Origin of the sequence: Azospirillum tabaci (assembly GCF_014596085.1) — a bacterium.
GTDB lineage: Bacteria > Pseudomonadota > Alphaproteobacteria > Azospirillales > Azospirillaceae > Azospirillum > Azospirillum tabaci.
In genome coordinates, this window is record NZ_JACCJY010000025.1 from 1 (window position 1) to 15,687 (window position 15,687).

17 protein-coding genes are annotated in these 15,687 nt (G+C 70.5%); 2 read left to right on the forward strand and 15 right to left on the reverse strand.

The window, feature by feature from the left end:
- The 15 genes from H0B54_RS20825 to H0B54_RS20895 form a co-directional block, all read right to left on the reverse strand.
- Positions 1-334 (reverse strand): flagellin N-terminal helical domain-containing protein (locus tag H0B54_RS20825; RefSeq protein ID WP_484463095.1); only part of this gene is annotated, 334 nt, incomplete at its 3' end.
- Positions 335-477: 143 nt separating this feature from the next.
- Positions 478-1,590, reverse strand: a complete 1,113-nt coding sequence (locus H0B54_RS20830; protein WP_188261916.1) for a 3-oxoacyl-ACP synthase III family protein — start codon at positions 1,588-1,590, stop codon at positions 478-480.
- 15 nt (positions 1,591-1,605) lie between these two features.
- Positions 1,606-2,337, reverse strand: a complete 732-nt coding sequence (locus H0B54_RS20835; protein WP_188261917.1) for an SDR family NAD(P)-dependent oxidoreductase — start codon at positions 2,335-2,337, stop codon at positions 1,606-1,608.
- Positions 2,334-3,533 (reverse strand): ANL family adenylate-forming protein, encoded by a 1,200-nt coding sequence (locus H0B54_RS20840; RefSeq protein ID WP_188261918.1) that lies wholly within the window; start codon positions 3,531-3,533, stop codon positions 2,334-2,336. The genes H0B54_RS20835 and H0B54_RS20840 overlap by 4 nt, the downstream gene beginning before the upstream one ends.
- On the reverse strand, positions 3,530-3,793 hold the full coding sequence (locus H0B54_RS20845; protein ID WP_188261919.1) for an acyl carrier protein: 264 nt from the start codon (positions 3,791-3,793) through the stop codon (positions 3,530-3,532). The genes H0B54_RS20840 and H0B54_RS20845 overlap by 4 nt, the downstream gene beginning before the upstream one ends.
- Positions 3,790-4,608: an alpha/beta fold hydrolase gene (locus tag H0B54_RS20850; RefSeq protein ID WP_188261920.1), complete on the reverse strand. Its 819-nt coding sequence runs from the start codon at positions 4,606-4,608 to the stop codon at positions 3,790-3,792. The genes H0B54_RS20845 and H0B54_RS20850 overlap by 4 nt, the downstream gene beginning before the upstream one ends.
- Positions 4,609-4,615: 7 nt before the next feature.
- Positions 4,616-4,849, reverse strand: a complete 234-nt coding sequence (locus tag H0B54_RS20855; RefSeq protein ID WP_188261921.1) for an acyl carrier protein — start codon at positions 4,847-4,849, stop codon at positions 4,616-4,618.
- Positions 4,850-4,864: 15 nt separating this feature from the next.
- Positions 4,865-5,623, reverse strand: coding sequence for a cytidylyltransferase domain-containing protein (locus H0B54_RS20860; RefSeq protein ID WP_188261922.1), 759 nt, complete (start codon positions 5,621-5,623; stop codon positions 4,865-4,867).
- Positions 5,620-6,672 carry a pseudaminic acid synthase gene (gene pseI / locus H0B54_RS20865; protein WP_188261923.1) on the reverse strand — a complete coding sequence of 351 codons (1,053 nt, stop codon included), beginning with the start codon at positions 6,670-6,672 and terminating at the stop codon, positions 5,620-5,622. The genes H0B54_RS20860 and pseI overlap by 4 nt, the downstream gene beginning before the upstream one ends.
- A gap of 30 nt (positions 6,673-6,702) precedes the next feature.
- A complete protein-coding gene (locus H0B54_RS20870; protein ID WP_188261924.1) occupies positions 6,703-8,310 on the reverse strand; it encodes a glycosyltransferase in 1,608 nt (535 codons plus the stop codon).
- 65 nt (positions 8,311-8,375) lie between these two features.
- Entirely contained in the window at positions 8,376-10,325 is a 1,950-nt protein-coding gene (locus H0B54_RS20875) for a tetratricopeptide repeat protein (protein WP_343068990.1), read from the reverse strand.
- A 14-nt stretch (positions 10,326-10,339) separates the two neighbouring features.
- Positions 10,340-11,047 (reverse strand): sugar phosphate nucleotidyltransferase, encoded by a 708-nt coding sequence (locus H0B54_RS20880; protein ID WP_236778230.1) that lies wholly within the window; start codon positions 11,045-11,047, stop codon positions 10,340-10,342.
- 164 nt (positions 11,048-11,211) lie between these two features.
- On the reverse strand, positions 11,212-11,763 hold the full coding sequence (locus H0B54_RS20885; protein ID WP_188261925.1) for a GNAT family N-acetyltransferase: 552 nt from the start codon (positions 11,761-11,763) through the stop codon (positions 11,212-11,214).
- A gap of 29 nt (positions 11,764-11,792) precedes the next feature.
- Complete coding sequence (locus H0B54_RS20890; RefSeq protein WP_188261926.1) at positions 11,793-12,563, reverse strand: SDR family NAD(P)-dependent oxidoreductase; 771 nt, start codon at positions 12,561-12,563, stop codon at positions 11,793-11,795.
- Between the two features lie 8 nt (positions 12,564-12,571).
- Complete coding sequence (locus H0B54_RS20895) at positions 12,572-13,699, reverse strand: aromatic ring-hydroxylating oxygenase subunit alpha (RefSeq protein WP_188261927.1); 1,128 nt, start codon at positions 13,697-13,699, stop codon at positions 12,572-12,574.
- A 119-nt stretch (positions 13,700-13,818) separates the two neighbouring features.
- Between H0B54_RS20895 and H0B54_RS29965 the strand changes: the two genes are divergently transcribed.
- Positions 13,819-14,901: a 3-oxoacyl-[acyl-carrier-protein] synthase III C-terminal domain-containing protein gene (locus H0B54_RS29965; protein ID WP_188261928.1), complete on the forward strand. Its 1,083-nt coding sequence runs from the start codon at positions 13,819-13,821 to the stop codon at positions 14,899-14,901.
- A gap of 11 nt (positions 14,902-14,912) precedes the next feature.
- The gene (locus H0B54_RS20905; protein WP_188261929.1) at positions 14,913-15,683 is read left to right on the forward strand and encodes an SDR family NAD(P)-dependent oxidoreductase; all 771 of its coding nucleotides are present in this window, start codon (positions 14,913-14,915) and stop codon (positions 15,681-15,683) included.
- Positions 15,684-15,687: the final 4 nt, after the last annotated feature.

The window sequence follows — 15,687 nt, forward strand, 5'->3', positions numbered from 1 at the left end:
CGACGGAGCCGGCGTCGGTGCCCAGAGCGGAATAGGCGGCGGTGGTCAGACCGCGCGCCTGCTCGATCATGTCGTCGATCGAGGTCAAGCCCTTGTCGGCGGCCTTGATGGTGCTAATGGCCTGCCCCATCGTGTCCTTCAGCGCGGTCAGGTCGCCGGCGCGCTGGGTCAGGTTCTTCGCCGCGAAGAACGACGTCGGGCCATCGAGCGCCGAGTTGATCTTGTTGCCGGTGGCGAGGATGTTCTGCTTCTTCGCGATCGAGTCCTGGACGCCCTGCAGCTGCAGCAGGTTCGTGCGCATCGACGAAGACAGGGAGATGTCGCTGGTAGCCATGGAAGTCACTCCTTTTGGAGGATGTCGATCCGTACGACGTTGCGCGCACGGAGAGGGACTAATTCCCTCGGGCTACCGCTAGGCAATAAACGGGCCAGATCAAAATTGCCGCCAGCGCCGGGAAAATCCTGCCTCTGGGAAAATCAGGGGGCGGCAAATTTTGCCGGGGACTCGGCAGGAATTGCCGACCGCTCGGCACCCTTTGCCGGTTGCGCATCCGATCCGGCAGATTCTGCCGGGCTTGCAGGGAGGGTCACCACCTCGCAGACGGCGAGCGGGCCGGTGGTCAGCGCCACGCTTCCCCAAGACCAGCCGACGCCGAATCCCGACAGGACGAGGCGCAACGGGCCGCCGCACAGCGCCGCATCCAATTCGGAGGCCAGCGCCAGAGGAATGGAAGCGGAGCTGGTGTTGCCGAATCCGGCAAGCCCGACCACCGTCTGATCGGGCGTGGCGCCGAGCTTCTGCGCGAGGTGACGGATCATCTGGGCGTTGGCCTGATGCAGGACCAGACGGTCCACAGCCTCCATCGTCCAGCCGGCCCGTTCCAGAACGGCGCGGATGTTGCCCGGCACCTCCCGCAGGGTGAAGGCGAAGACCTGGGTGCCGTCCATGAACAGGTGCGCGGGCTCGCCGGGGCGCCGCAGCCCGCCGCCCGGCACGGCCAGATAGGGAGCGCCGGCACCGTCGCTGCCCAGCGCAAAGACCATGGGCGCGGCTCCTTCCTCCGCCACCAGCGCCGTCGCCGTGGCGGCGTCGCCGAACAGGGGCGCCACGGCGCGGTCGTCGGGGTCGATCACACGCGACGTCGTGTCGCCCGCGATCAGCAGGGCGCGCCGCCCACCCGCCGCCTTCAGCATCGCCGACGCGGTCCACAGGCCGTGGACGTAGCCCGAGCAGCCGAGAGTCAGATCGAGCACGGCCGCCCCCTTGCCCAGCCCCAGCCGATGGTGGAGCAGATAGCCCGAAGCCGGCAGGACATGGTCGTGGGTCTGGGTGACCATGACCAGCAGGTCAACGCTGTCCCCTGCCCAGCCCAGCCGGTCCATCAAGCGTCGCGCTGCGGCCTCCCCCAGGTCGGAGGTGCATTGATGAGGGGGCACGAGATGGCGGGCTTCGATGCCGGTCGCCTTGGCGATCCGGCGGGCGGCGTCCTCGCCGAAGCGGACGGCCAGATCCTCCACCGTCTCGCGTCGTTCCGGGACGCAGGCGACGAGTCCGGTCAGGGCGACGCCCTCGATCACGCTGGCCACCATGGGCGTCTCCTTCCGTCAGCCGGTGATGCCGCCGTCCACGACGATGGTCTGGCCGGTCACGAAGCCCGCCCCGTCGCCCAGCAGGAAACGGACCACCGGCACCACGTCGGCCACCTCGCCGAGACGGCCCAGCGGCGTGCGGCGCACGATCTGGTCGCGCTGCCCCTCGGCCAGCGTGCCTGACATCTCGGTGGCGAGATAGCCGGGCGCGACCGAGTTGACGGTGACCTGGAGCCGCCCGACCTCGCGCGCCAGCGCGCGGGTCAGCCCGTCCAGCCCGGCCTTCGAAGCCGAGTAGGCGGACAGGCCGGTGTAGCCCCGCTGCCCGATGATCGACGAGATGTTGACGATCCGCCCCGGCCCCCGCTTCACCAGCTTGGCGCGCAGGAAGGCGCGGGCGACCTGGATGGCCCCGGTCAGGTTGACCTGGATGACCTCCTCCACGTCGATCTCGGGGAAGGTGGCCAGCACGCCTTCGCGCGCGATCCCGGCGTTGTTGACCAGCCCCCAGAGCGGAGACGCGCCGCCCCAGTCCAGCGCGGCCTCCATGAAGGCCCGCACAGCCTCCCCGTCGCCGATGCGGCAGGGTTGCCAGAACAGGTCGGGCCCGGCCAGCCGCTCCAACGCCTCGCTCGGCACACGGCTGCAGGTGGAGACGCGGTAGCCCTCGGCCAGCAACGCCTCGACGATCCCCAGCCCCAGCCCGCGGCTGCCGCCGGTGACGATGACGTGCCGTTTGCCGCTCATGCCGTTCCTTTCCGCGTCTTCTTGCCCGCCGCCCCCAGGGCGATGCTCCCGGTCATGGTCACCAGACGGGGTCGCGCGGCGGACGGCAGGTCGGCCACGGCGGTGCGGATCGCGGCGCGCAAGACGGCCTCCTCCACCCCGGGCGCCGGGACCACCAGGGCGGTCAGGATGTGGCCGGTGACCGGGTTGGCCGCGGCCTGGACCAGGGCATCCCGCACGCCCGGCACGTCCAGCAGCACCTGCTCCACCACCTCCGGGGAGACCTTGATGCCGCCGACATTGACCCGCCCGTCGAGCCGCCCGGCGAACAGGGCGCGGTCGCCGCGCACCTCCACGACGTCGCCGGTGGACAGCCAGCCGCCGTCACCGCCGAGCATCGCGCGGGGGCTGCTCACCTCCAGCACGCCGTCGCGCAGGCGCAGGCCCACCCCGTCGATGCCGCCGTCCAGCCACGCGGCGGGGAAACCGGCCTTGCCGTCGCCGACCGCGAAAAGGGCTCCGGCCTCCGTCGAAGCGTAGATGTGCCGATGCTTCGCGGTCGGGAAACGCTCCGCCAGCCGGTCGAGCAACGGCTGGTCGGCCACCTCCCCACCCAGCGTGACCGCCGCCAGCGGCGGTGCGTCGCCATCGAGCGCCAGCAGGAAGGCGCGCCAGAAGCTGGGCGTCGCGCTGATGTGGGTCACCGCGTGCCTCACGGCGAGGCGCGCCAGGTCCGCCGCTCCGGCGCCGGGCGCCGACACCAGGGTCGCCCCCGCCGCCAGCGCCGTCAGGATCACCTGAAGCCCGGCGAAGGCCGCCGGTTCGTAGGCCAGAAGCCAGCGCGCGTCCGGATCGGTGGCACCGCGCAGGCGTCCGCGCAGGCGTTGGAAGTCATGCCGTATCAGCTTCGGCGCGCCCGTGGTGCCGGAGGTCTCCAGCAGCACCGCGAAACCCGGCTCGTGGTGTGGGATCTCTGCCTCCGCGGCGGTGGTGCGGCGCGACAGACGCAATTCCACCCCGGCCCGCTCGGCGGCGACCAAGGCGGCGACCAAGGCCGGCACGCCCCGCGGCGGCAGGGCCACCCGCCCGCCCGCCGCCCGAAACGCCGCTTCGAAAGCGTCGGCCTGCGCGGCGATCTCCCCCCATCCCACGCTTCGCTCCGCCTCGATCAGACGAACACCGGGATGCAGCCAGGAGGGTGGTGGCCGCAGGCTCATGCAGCCCCGGCGGGCACGCCCGGACGGTAGAGGGCCGCCAGTTCCCCGATCGTGTTGAACTGGACGAAGCCGGCGCGGAAGGGATCCTGGCCGGTGCGCTGCTCCAGCACCACCAGCAGCGTGGCGAGGTCGAGGGAGTCGATCGGCAGATCGCCGCCGAGGAAGCGCGTATCCGGGTCGAGCGCCGGCAGGGTCTCCCCCTTGTCGGCGGCGATGCGGGCAAGCTCTTCGGCGATCAGCGCGAACATGGAATCGGTCATTGGGAGTCGCATGCGGAAAGGAAGTCGCGGAGGATGGCCGTGACGGGGGTTGCCGCCTCACTATGCGGCAAGTGCCCGGCCTTGTCGAAGAGATGAAGCGGCGCAGCGGGGGGCAGACGGTCGGCGGTCGGCACCGGAATGATCCGGTCCTCACGCCCCCACAACAACTGAATCGGCATCGGGAAGGCCGTCCAGTCCACCGGACCGGGCGACCGGTGCGCCTCCGCGAAGGAGCCGGCGATGATCCGCTCCAGGGCGGCGCGGCGGCGGGGATCGGCGGCCTGGGCGTGCATCACCTCGCCGACGCGTCCCGCCAGCAGCCAGGGCCGGGCGAACAGGCGCGCGGCGCAGTCCCGCCCCTCCTCCACCGTCTCCAGCGCGGCGACCCGCCGCAGGAACTCCAGGTCGAAGTCGGGGCCGAGGCCGGCGCTGGCGACCAGCGACAGGCTCGCCACCCGCTCCGGAGCCAGCCGCGCCAGCTCCAACGCGACGTAACCGCCCATCGAATGGCCGACCGCATGGACCCGCGGAATTTCCAACGCGTTCAGCAAGCGCAGCAGCCAGGGCGCGAAGGCGCCGACCCGCCCGTCCCCGACCTCCAGGGTCGAGGCGCCGTGCCCCGGCAGATCCACCGCCAGCACCCGGCGGTCGGCGGCCAGCGCCGCGGCGTTGAACTGCCAGGTCAGCGAATCCCCGGCGAAGCCGTGCAGCAGCAGGGCCGGAACGCCGCCCCGCCCCATCGACAGATAGGAGGCGGGACCACCCTCGATGTCGGCCCGTCCGCGCCGCGGGGAACGCTCAACCGTCGACGTCACCGGAGCGTCAGGCCGTGACGGCGATGCCGGCCAGACCCAGAAGGTCGTCCACCGTCTTCGCCTTGACGAGCTTCTCGCCCTCCACGACGTGGCCCAGCTTTTCATCGACCAGGGCGATGAAGCTGATGACGGCCAGCGAGTCCCAGGAATCGATCGATTCGAGCTCCTCCGCCCCCGTCAGGGTGCCGGCGTCCAGTTCCAGCATCTCGTCGAGCGCGAGCAGGAATTCCTTGCGGTCCATGGTGGTGTCTCCGTTTCAGTGGAGCGTGTTCTGACGCACGCTGCCGTTCAGGTCGGCCCATTCAGGGTGCTGACGCAGAACTTTGCAACAATCCTGCCAGCCGAAGCCGGGATTTTCGGGAAGAAGCGCCCCCATCAGGCGGCGGACCAGCTCCAGGTCGGCGGCCTCGTCCACGCACCAGCGCTGGTCCAGGACGCTGCCGTCCTCCGGCGCCAGGGGGGCGCCGATGCGGAAGCGCTCCGGGCGGCGGTAGAGGTGGGCGGTGACATGCTCGCGCTCCGCCGCTTCACTGGCGTTGGCGGCGGCCTCGTCCAGAGCGGCGCGGGTGAAGACCTCGCTGTCCAGGCCGCGCGGGAAGCGGGTGACGTCCAGGCTGAGATAGTCCAGCGGCGGCGCCGATCCCAGGAAGGCGGTCACCACGCGGTCCACCAGAGCCGGGTCGATCAGCGGGCAGTCGGCGGTGACGCGCACCACCACGTCGGCGCCAGCCATGGCGGCGGCCCCGGCGAAGCGCCCGAGAACGTCTTGCTCATCGCCCCGGAAAACCGGCACGCCGAGCGATCCCGCCAGTTCCGCCACCGGGTCATCGGTGCCGTTCACCGTGGTCGCCAGAACCAGCGCGTCGAGCGACCGGCAGCGCGCCAAGCGGCCCAAATGATGCGTCAGCAATGGCTGCCCCGCCGCGTCCATCAACACCTTGCCGGGCAGGCGGGTCGAGGTCATGCGGGCCTGCGAGATGCAGACGACGCGCGGCTTGGCCGTGGCGGCGCTCATTCGTCCTCCGGGGCCAGCATGTCCCAGCGCAGCGGCTCCCCGCGCCTCAGCGGACGGGCGGCCCGGCGGCCAAGCACGACGGGGAGATGTTTCGGCTCCATGCCGAAGCCGGGACGGATGGAGCGGAGGTTGGCGGCGCTCAGCGCCTCGCCCGCCGCCACTTCGGCGGTGACGTAGAGGGAGCGGCGGTAGTCGCGCCCCCCCGCCTCGCTCGGCTTCACCTCGTAATGGACGCGGCCCAGAGCCGCCCAGGCGGTGCGGACGGAGTCGGCCATCGCCTTGAACTCCGCCGGCTCCAGGGAAAAGGCGCTGTCCACCCCGCCGTCGGCTCGGGACAGGGTGAAATGCTTCTCGATCACCACCGCGCCCAGCGCCGCCGCGGCGACCGGCACCGCCATGCCTTGCGTGTGGTCGGAGAGGCCGACGTCGACACCGAAGGCCTGCGCCAGATGCGGGATGGTGCGCAGGTTGCAGTCCTCGGGCGGGGTCGGGTAGCCGCTGACGCAATGGAGCAGAACGAGCGGCGCGTCGCCCGCGGCCTCCACCGCCTCTCCGATCTCGCCCAGCGTGGCGAGACCGGTGGACAGGATCAGCGGCTTGCCCGAGCGGGCAGCACGGCGGATCAGCGGCAGGTCGTTCATCTCGAAGGAGGCGATCTTGAAGGCCGGGGCGTCCAGCCGCTCCAGCAGCTCCACCGCCGTGTCGTCGAAGGGGGAGCTGAAGATGGTCAGGCCGATGGCGCGGGCGCGCTCGAACAGCGGCCCGTGCCACTCCCACGGCGTGTGGGCCTCGCGGTAGAGGTCGTGCAGGGTGCGGCCTTTCCACAACCCACCCTCCAGCAGGAAGCCCGGCCCGTCATGGTCGATGGTCAGAGTGTCGGCGGTGTAGGTCTGCAGCTTCACCGCATCGGCGCCGGCCTCCTTGGCGGCGTCGACCAGGGCGAGCGCCCGGTTCAGGTCGCCCTTGTGGTTGCCCGACATCTCGGCGATCAGATAGGGCGGATGCCCGGGGCCGATGGGGCGGCCGTTGATGATGACGTCGCGCGGCACGGAGGACGGTCTCTCTGTAAAGGTCGTGAATCACTCTGCCACGGAAGCGGACGGCGGGTCTTCCTTTTGTGCGGCAGCCCGCAGAAGGTCCCGCGCCTCCTCGCCATAGGCCAGCAGCCGTTCGGCGCAGCGGTGGCGGTCGCCGACGGTCAGGAAACGGATGCGCGACAGCTCCGCCTGCCGCTCCCGCAGCGCGGGGTCGGCGACGAGGGCGGCGGCGCGCTCCACATAGGCGGCTGCGTCCGGCACGGGAATGCCCGCCCCCGCCACGCTCGCCACGTCGCCCCAGGCCAGCGTGACCACCGGCAGCCCTTCCGCGATGGCGTAGGCGGCGCTGCCGCCGCCGCCCTGGCGGGACGGGTTGAGGTAGGCGTGGCAGCGCCGGTAGAAGGCGCGAATGTCCTTGAGATGGCCCAGGCTGCGCATCCGCGCGCCGTTGCGCGCCGCCGTCAGCCGGGCCGGCAATTGCTCCGCCTCCCCCGCGAAGACGATCACTGCGCCGGGGCAGCGGTCGAGGATGGAATCGGCCAGCGCGAGGAATTCCCCGGTCACCTCAAAATCCAGGCGGGTGCCCACCACGGCGAAGACGAAGGCGGCATCGCCCAGATCGAGATCGCCCCCGACACCCGCCGTGGGGGGTGGGGAGAAGCCCAGCGTGAAGGGCCGGAAGCGCCGCGCGAAGGGGCCTCGGTAAAGCGCCGGCATGGCGTCCGTGTGGTTCCCCTCCTCGTAGCCCAGCACCAGATGGGCCAGCGAGATGGTCATGCCCGAGGTGGTGGGCAGGCAGACCACCGGCCGCGCGCCGGTCACCGCGAACAGGTCGCCCACCACGTTGGCCCCGCCGAAGGTGACCAGCAGGTCGGGGTCATAGCCGTCGACGGCACCGACGATGGTGGACAGCTTGTCCTTGGAAAAGGCGCGGTCGGTGAAGGAGGCCATCTTCACCTGCCGACCGAACATCTTCAGCGCGAAGACGCCCTCGTAATCGGCGACCAGCTCCGCGATCATCGGCGGAACGAACAGGCTCTCGGCCCGCAGCGGCATGGTGTTGCAGTTGATGATGGCGACGTCGAGCCCGAAGTCATCCTGAAGCCGGCTGGCGTAGTCGAAGCAGTCGCGCGAGGGCTGGTGCTGGTCGTTGGTGAACTGGTTGGTCAGCACGGCCACCCGGCGGATCGGCCCGTCGCGCGGCGCGTGGCGCGGCGGAACGACGCCCCAGCGCCGCGCCACCGCCGACACCAGTTCTTCATAAAAGCGGAAAAGGTCGCAGGGGCCGAAGGCGCTCAGCTTGTCCGGCGCCGAGGCCGCCAGGAACAGCTGCCGCGCCATGCACCAGTAGGTGTAGTGCATCAGCTGCGGTCCGACCCGCTCCCCGCCCAGCAGCAGGTAATGGAGAATGCGCTCGTAGTGGTAGAGGTCGCCGGTCAGCTGGAACAGAACGGAGTGGATCAGCACCGTCTCCCCGGTCGGCGGGTCGCGGCGAAGCGCCTCGGCGATGGACAGGCGGGCGTCCAGTTCCAGCTCGCGGCGCATGCGCTCGCAGTGGGCGGACAGGGTGTTGAGGCGGTCGGCGTTGAACTGGCGCTCGGCCAGCAGGGCCTTCAGCGTGACGGCCTGTTCCCCGGCGATGTCGGACATGCTGTTCCCCCAACCGGCGCCTGTGTTGCGCCCCGCCTCCTGATAGCCCCGGCGTGGTTAAGGTTTCAAGAATGCGCGGAGACCCGCTCGGCCAGCGCCGCCGCGACCTCTCCCGCCACCGCGCCCCAATCGCCGGGGCGGGGCTGGCGGAACAGGCGGGCGGTCGGGTACCAGGGGCTGTCGGCGCGGTCGAGCAGCCAGCGCCAGTCCGGCGCGTGGGACAGCAGCACCCACAGAGGGACGCCCAGCGCCCCGGCCAGATGGGCGGGCGCGGTGCAGGAGGACACCACGAGGTCCAGCGACGCCATGATCGCCGCGGTGTCGGCGAAGTCGCGGATCTCCGGCGCCAGATCGGTGAACGACGGCGGCATCGCCCGCTGCGCCAGCTCGTCATGGCCGGGGCCGAGTTGCAGGCCGAAAAAGCGGCAGCCCGTCACCGCCAACAGCGGGGCCAGCGCCGCCAGCCCCGGCGACCGCTCCCGGTCACCGGCGAACTGCGGGTTGCCAGCCCAGACCAGCCCCACCTTGAGACCGTCACCGGCCAGCCGCTCCCGCCACGCCGCGGCGCGCGCCGGGTCCGCGGTCAGGTAGGGAGCGGCGGCGGGAATAGTCTCCAGCCGGGTGGCGAAGGCTCTCGGCAGGCTGAGCAGCGGGCATTGCCAGTCGAACCCCGGCAAGGGCTCGCCGCGCGCGAAGACCCGCTCCACTCCCGGCAGACCGCGAAACAGGGGAACCAGATCGGCCCCGGCCTCCAACAGCACGCGGGCACCGCGGGCGGCCACCAGCGGGGCGTAGCGGACGAACTGAATGGCGTCGCCGCGCCCCTGCTCCTCGTGCAGCAGGATGGTATGCCCGGCGATGTCCTCGCCGCTCCACAGCGGCTGCGGCAGGCCGCGCGGCTTCGTCGGGAAATCGGCCACGCCCCAGCGTGCCTCGTAATCCTCCCAACCGCCCGCCAAGTCACCGGCCAGGAGCCGGGCCAGGGAACGGTTCCAGCGCGCCTCGGCGCTGGCCGGCTGAAGGCGGACGGCCCGATCGTGCAGGCGCAGCGACGCGACGACCTCCCGCCGGTCGCGCAACCGGTTCGCCAGACCGCTCAGCGCGTTGCGGTGATCCGGTTGAAGGGCCAGAGCGCGGTGGAGCGTCCGCAAGCCGCCCGGTTCGGCAAACGACAGCACGTGCCAGCCGTTCGCCGCGTCCGGACGCAGCCGCAGCAGACGGCGCAGCGCCGTCATGGCCTCCTCCTCCCGACCTGTCTTGCGCCGGGCAGCGGCGAAAAGCTCCAACGCACCGTCGTGCGCCGGGTCGAGCGCCAGCGCGCTGCGCAAGGCCGCAGCGACGGCGTCCCAGCGCCCCGCGTCATAATGGGCGCGGCCGAGATTGAGCCGAACCGTGGCGTCTTCCGGCAGCAGGGCCGCGGCGTGCATCAGCGCCGCCAGCGCCGCCGGGTCCTTGACGCGCTGAAGCGCCACGCCGAGATGGTGCCACGCCTCCCCATGGTCGGGGCGCAGCCGGACGGCGCGGCGCAAGGCGGACACCGCTTCGCCGGTCCGACCTTCGTAGCGCAGCAGGATGCCGGTCTGAACCATCGGTTCGGCAAGGTCGGGCTGGATGATGATCGTGCGGCGGTAGGCCGCCACGGCGAGCCCACCCTGCCCCGCCTGCCGCGCCGCTCCCGCCAACGGAAAGGCGAGCGCCGCCGAATCGGGACAAAGACACAGGGCGGCGCGGTATTCCTCCGTCGCCGCGGCGGGATTGCCGCGGGCCTGATGCAGCTTCGCGAGGTTGGCGCGGTATTCGGGCAGGCCGGGGCGCAGCGCCACCGCCCGACCCAGCAGTCCGGCGGCCTGCTCAAACCGCCCGCCCTGGGCGCAGAGAAGGCCATAGAGGTGGAGGGCGTTCGGCTCGTCCGGAACGGCGTCGAGGATTCGCCCGTAGAGGGTCTCGGCCTCCTCCGTCCGCCCGGCGGTGTGAAGGTCGAGCGCGGTGGCCAGCGCCTCGTCCAGCGTCGCCACGGCGCCCGCTCCGCTCAGGTCTCGCGGCCGCCGATCACGCTGGCGGCGACCGCCAGACTTTCCGGCGTGCCCATGTCGATGAAGCGCGCCTTGGCGACGTGGCCGTGCAGCGTTCCCGGCGGCATCTTGTGCAGCACGTCGCGGGTCAGCGAACTGGCCCCGGAGGCCGCGATGCGGTCGAGGAAGGCCGCGGAGAAGAGATAGACCCCGGCGTTGATGACCCCGCGCCCCGGCGCCTTGTCGAGGAACTGGCGGACCCGGCTGTCCGGACCGACCTCCACCCGGCCGAAGCGGGCGGCGTCCTCCACCTCCACGCACAGGACCGACGCCTCCGCTCCCGACAGGCGGTGCGAGGCGACGAAGGCGCGCAGGTCGGCGTCTAGAAAGGTGTCGCCGCTCATCACCAGGACGGTGCCGGCCTTCAGGTCCTTGCGGATGTAGGCGAGCGCCGCGGCGGAGCCCATCTGGCTCGGCTCGATCTGGCAGACGACGTCCAACGACCGGTTGGTGTCGCCCTGGGCCAGCCACGCCGTCACCCGGTCGGCCAGATGGCCCAGACACAGCACCACCCGGCGCGCGCCGTAGGCCGCCAGATGGTCCAGCAGATGTCCGAGAAAGGCGCGGCCCGCGATGGGCGCAAGCACCTTGGGCGTGTCGCCCGAGACGCCCCGCATGCGCGAGCCGAGACCGCCGGCAAGCAGCGTGACGTCGATGTCCGTCAAGGCTTCCTCAGGCCGCACCGTGCTTCCCCTCATGCTTCCGGCGCCACGGCGCCGCCCCCACCCCCGCCGCATACCGCGTCGGCGGTGGATTGGTCAAACATTCGGTGGGGGTGACGGCGAACTTTCCCGGCCGACCGCCCACCGTAAGCCCCCCGCCGCACAGCCTATTCCGCGAAGGCGGTCAGCGTGGTTTCGCGCGAAAAGATATGGGGGTGCCCCTCCCAATCGCTGCGCAGCGTCTCGAACACATGGACGTCGTGGAAACGGCCATATTTGTGAACATGCTGACGCAGCACCCCGACCTCGCGCGCTTTCACAACCCTCTGGATGCGGATGACCGTGTCGTTGCCCTCCATGAAATAGTTGAAGAGCTTGTTCATCCCCAATCCATAGAAGCAATAGTCCATGATGAAGCAGTGCAGGAAGCCGGCAAGCTTCCGCCGGTCCCGTTCCTCGACGATGTACGAGCCGGAGGAGCAGCGCAGATGCACTCGATCGATGTCATAGTAGGAAAGATAGCCGACCGGGCGGCCCTCATGCTCGATGATGAAATGGCGGAAGTCCGCGCGGGCATCCATCGCGGCCAGCCACGCGCGCTGCCGCTCGACGTCCGGGTTCTCCAGATCGGTGAACATGAAGCGGGTGATCGACGGCTCGGTGCGCCAGCGCAGCAGCATCTCGGCATCGTCGGTCGTCGGTCGGCGGAAGCGGAACATGAACCCTTACCCTTCGAACGCGTGCGGCGTCACGTCGCCAGATAACCGCCATCCACCGGCAGCATCACCCCGTTGATCCAGCCGCTGGCCGACGACAGCAGGAAGGCGATAGCCGAGGCCACGTCCTCCGGCTTGCCGAAGCCCATGGGATGGGCGGCGCGGATCGCCTCGAACTGCTCCGCCGTGGTGGTGCGGCGGAAGCGCTCCATCATCTCCGTCTCGACCATCGCCGGGGCGACGCAGTTGACGCGGATGCCGTCGCGCAGGAACTCCATGGCCAGCCCGCGGGTGGCCGAGACCAGCCCGCCCTTGGCCGCCGAATAGACCACGTTGCCCGGCTGCCCGATCTCCGCCGCGACGGAGGACACCAGCACCAGCGCCGCCGGTTCGGCGTGGCAGCCCTTCTGCCGCAGGCCGCGGGCCAACGCCAGCGCGCTCAGCAGGTTGGCGTGCAGGATGCCGTCGAAGAAGGCTTGATCGACGCCGCGCACCGGCTTGCCGATCTGAACCCCGGCGCAATGGGCCAGCCCGGCGATGGGGCCGCCGGATTCCGCCTGCGCCTTGACCCAGCCGGGGATGGCATCGCTGTCCGACAGGTCGAACGCGGCCCTCCGATGCCCCTCCCCCGGCAGAAGCGCCAGCGTTTCATTGAGCCGCCCGGCGTCGCGCCCGTTGAGGGTGACCCGCGCGCCGAGTTTGGCAGCGAGCAGCGCCGTCGCCCGCCCGATCCCGGCGGAGGCGCCGGTGACCAGGACGTGCCGTCCGGTGAGATCGACGAGCGGGCTCATGTCCTTGGTCATGTCTCGGCTCATTCGGCGGCCATGCGGGCGAGCCACGCCCGGTGGAAGGCGGCGATGCGCTCCTCGCAGGAGCCGAGAACGGCCGGAGCCTGCGCTTGCTTCAGCCCCTTATGGGTGGATTCGGCGACGCGCTGGTCCTCGCCAAGGATCGTGCGGTTGAAGCCGGCGACGTTGGCCTCCACCGCCTTGCGCGCGGCCCCGCCCTTGGTCTGCGGCTTGGACGTCTCGCCCAGGAACAGGCGGTAATGCAGGTCGCAGCGGTCCGGCCCGACGGGGTCGTAGGTCTGGACGCTCATCAGCGCACCGTGGGAGACGCCGATGGCGAGGTTGGGGAAGATCAGATAATGGTCGTAGCTTTCCAGCCGGTCGCTGCGCGGCAAACCCATCTTTTGGGTCACCCCGTCCCACCAGCGCGCCGAGCCATCGGAAAGCTGGCTGACGCCCCGCGAATGCTCGCCCTCGTAGGAGCAGATCCACACCTTCTTGACGTAGCCCTTGAAGGTTTCCGGGTGGGTGGCGTCGACGTGGTAGACCTCCAGCGCGCTTTCCAGCGCCGCCTTCCAGTTGGCGTTCCAGGGCAGCACGCCCTCGTCGATACGGTCGGTGAACAGCTCCGACAGATGGTCGAGGACGGCGCCGTAAGCCCCCAGCTGCTCGTCCAGCCCCGCCCCGGCCGGCTCCAGCCGGATGAAGACGAAGCGGCCCCGCACCGCCACCTCGAAGCGCCGCAGGGCGAGACGCTTCTTCGCGGCGTCATCCAGCCCAAAATGCTCGCGGTTGCCGGGGATGCCGACAGGAACGCCGTCGCGGTTGAAGACCCAGCCGTGATAGGGGCAGACCGGCTTGCCGTTGCCGCAGGGTCGCAGATGGATCAGCGAATAGCGGTGCGTGCAGACGTTGTGATAGGCCCGCAGCTCCCCGTCGAAATTCTGAATCAGCACCGAGGTGCCGGCGATGTCGGCGGTGATGAAGTCGTTGTCGTTGCGCAGGTCGTCCGTAAATCCAACGAACATCCAGCAGCGGCGGAAGATTCGCGCCGCCTCTTCGGCGTGATTGGCCTCGCCGGAGTAACGTTGCGGCGGGATCACCATGTCGGGCGGGGGCGAAAGCCGGCTTTGCTGAACCCGGTCATCCATGGCTGATCCCATTTATCGGTTCGTTAATCATTCGACCCTTAGCGTTCTTTCGGTTAATAGTCTCCGAATTCGCCCAAGTCCAGGACGGACGGAAAGGCGGCGGAGGGAGGGAGCATCCGGTGAAGGCCATCATCGAGGGCGTGCGCATCGCGGGTTTCCGGGCCGCCGTGCCGCCGCACCGCCATTCCTTCCTGGAGGACCACTCCCTCTTCACGGCGGAGGAGGCGGAGAAGCTGTTCGCCACCACCGGCGTGTACGAGCGGCGCATCGCCCCGCCGCACATCTGCGCGTCGGACATGTGCGTGGCGGCCGCGGAGGGGCTGCTCGCCCAGCTCGGCTGGGACCCGTCCAGCGTGGACGTGCTGGTCTTCGTGTCGCAGGACCCCGACTACAACGTGCCCGCGACCTCCTGCGTCATGCAGAAGCGGCTGGGACTGCCCACGGGAGCGGCCTGCTTCGATGTCAATCTGGGCTGCTCCGGCTTCGTCTACGGGCTGTGGATGGCCGGGCGGCTGCTCGGCGGATCGACGGGCCGGCGGGCGATCGTGCTGTGCGGCGACACCAGCTCGCGCCACCTCGTGCCAGGCGACCGTTCCACCCTACCGTTGTTCGGCGACGCAGGCGGAGCCGTGGCGCTGGAGGTCAGCCAAGGGGCCGCGCCGATCCACGTCGTCGTCGGTACCGACGGCGGCGGCGCCAAGAACATCTGGGTCAAAGCCGGCGGGCGCCGCAACTCGCTGGTGCCGGGCCGCGAGCCCTGGCCGGCGGAGAAGCAGGAGCGCATGTTCACCGACTCCCGCTTGGCGCTGAATGGGGCGGAGGTCTTCGCCTTCACGCTGCGCGCCGTGCCGCCGCTGGTCCGCGAGACGTTGGAGTTCGCCGGCGTGGGGGTCGAGGACATCGACCTCTGCGTGATGCACCAGGCCAACGCCTTCATGCTGGAGCATCTGCGTAAGAAGACCAAGTTCCCGCCGGAAAAATTCCTCGTGGACATGCACGATTTCGGCAACACCAGCTCCGCCTCCATCCCGCTGGCGGTCAGCCATCGGCTGGGCGAGGCGCTGTCCACCGGCACGCGCAAGATGCTGCTGGCCGGCTTCGGCGTCGGCTGGTCCTGGGGCGCCGTGGTCGCCGACGTCGGGCCGATCCCGGCCCCGGAGGTGCAGGAGATCCCCGACGATTTCCCCCTGCTGACTCCCTGAGCCGCCGAACCATGCGCAACCCGCTCGACCTCACGGGACGGCGCCTGCTGGTGACCGGAGCGTCCGCCGACAGCGACATAGGGCGGGAGATCTGCCGGACCCTGGCCGGGCTGGGCGCCGCCCTCACGCTGGTCGGCCGCCGCGCCGACGCGCTGGAGGCCACACGCGCGCTTCTGGACGAACCGGAGCGGCACAGCGTCGCACCCTTCGACCTGACCGACCTCGACGCCGTCCCCGGTTGGATGAAGGGTCTGGCGGAGGCGGGCGGCCCCTTCGCCGGGCTGGTCCATTCCGCGTCTGAGCAGGGCTATTCCGTGCTGCGGCAGGTCAACCGGGCGCAGTTCGACCGTTATTTCACGCTCAATGTCGGGGCCTCGCTGATGCTGGCGCGCGGCTTCCACCAGAAGGGCGTCTTCGCTCCGGGCGGCGGGTCGATCGTCTATGTCGGGTCGGTCGCCGGGCTGAAGGGCCAGAAGGGCCGCTCACTCTACGCCGCGAGCAAGGCTGCGCTGGTCTCGGTGGCGCAATCGCTGGCGCTGGAACTGGCCGACAAGCGAATCCGCGTCAATGTGGTCGCCCCGGCGGTGGTGCTGGGCGCCAAGGCGGAGAAGCAGTTCGCCATGCTGCCGGCGGAGCAGAACGCGGCGCTGGCTGCCGCCCACCCGCTGGGCTACGGCGCGCCGCAGGACGTGGCCGACGCGGTGGCCTATCTGCTGGCCGACAGTGGGCGCTGGATAACCGGGACCGTGCTTCCGGTGGACGGCGGCTTCACCGCGGGGTAACCGC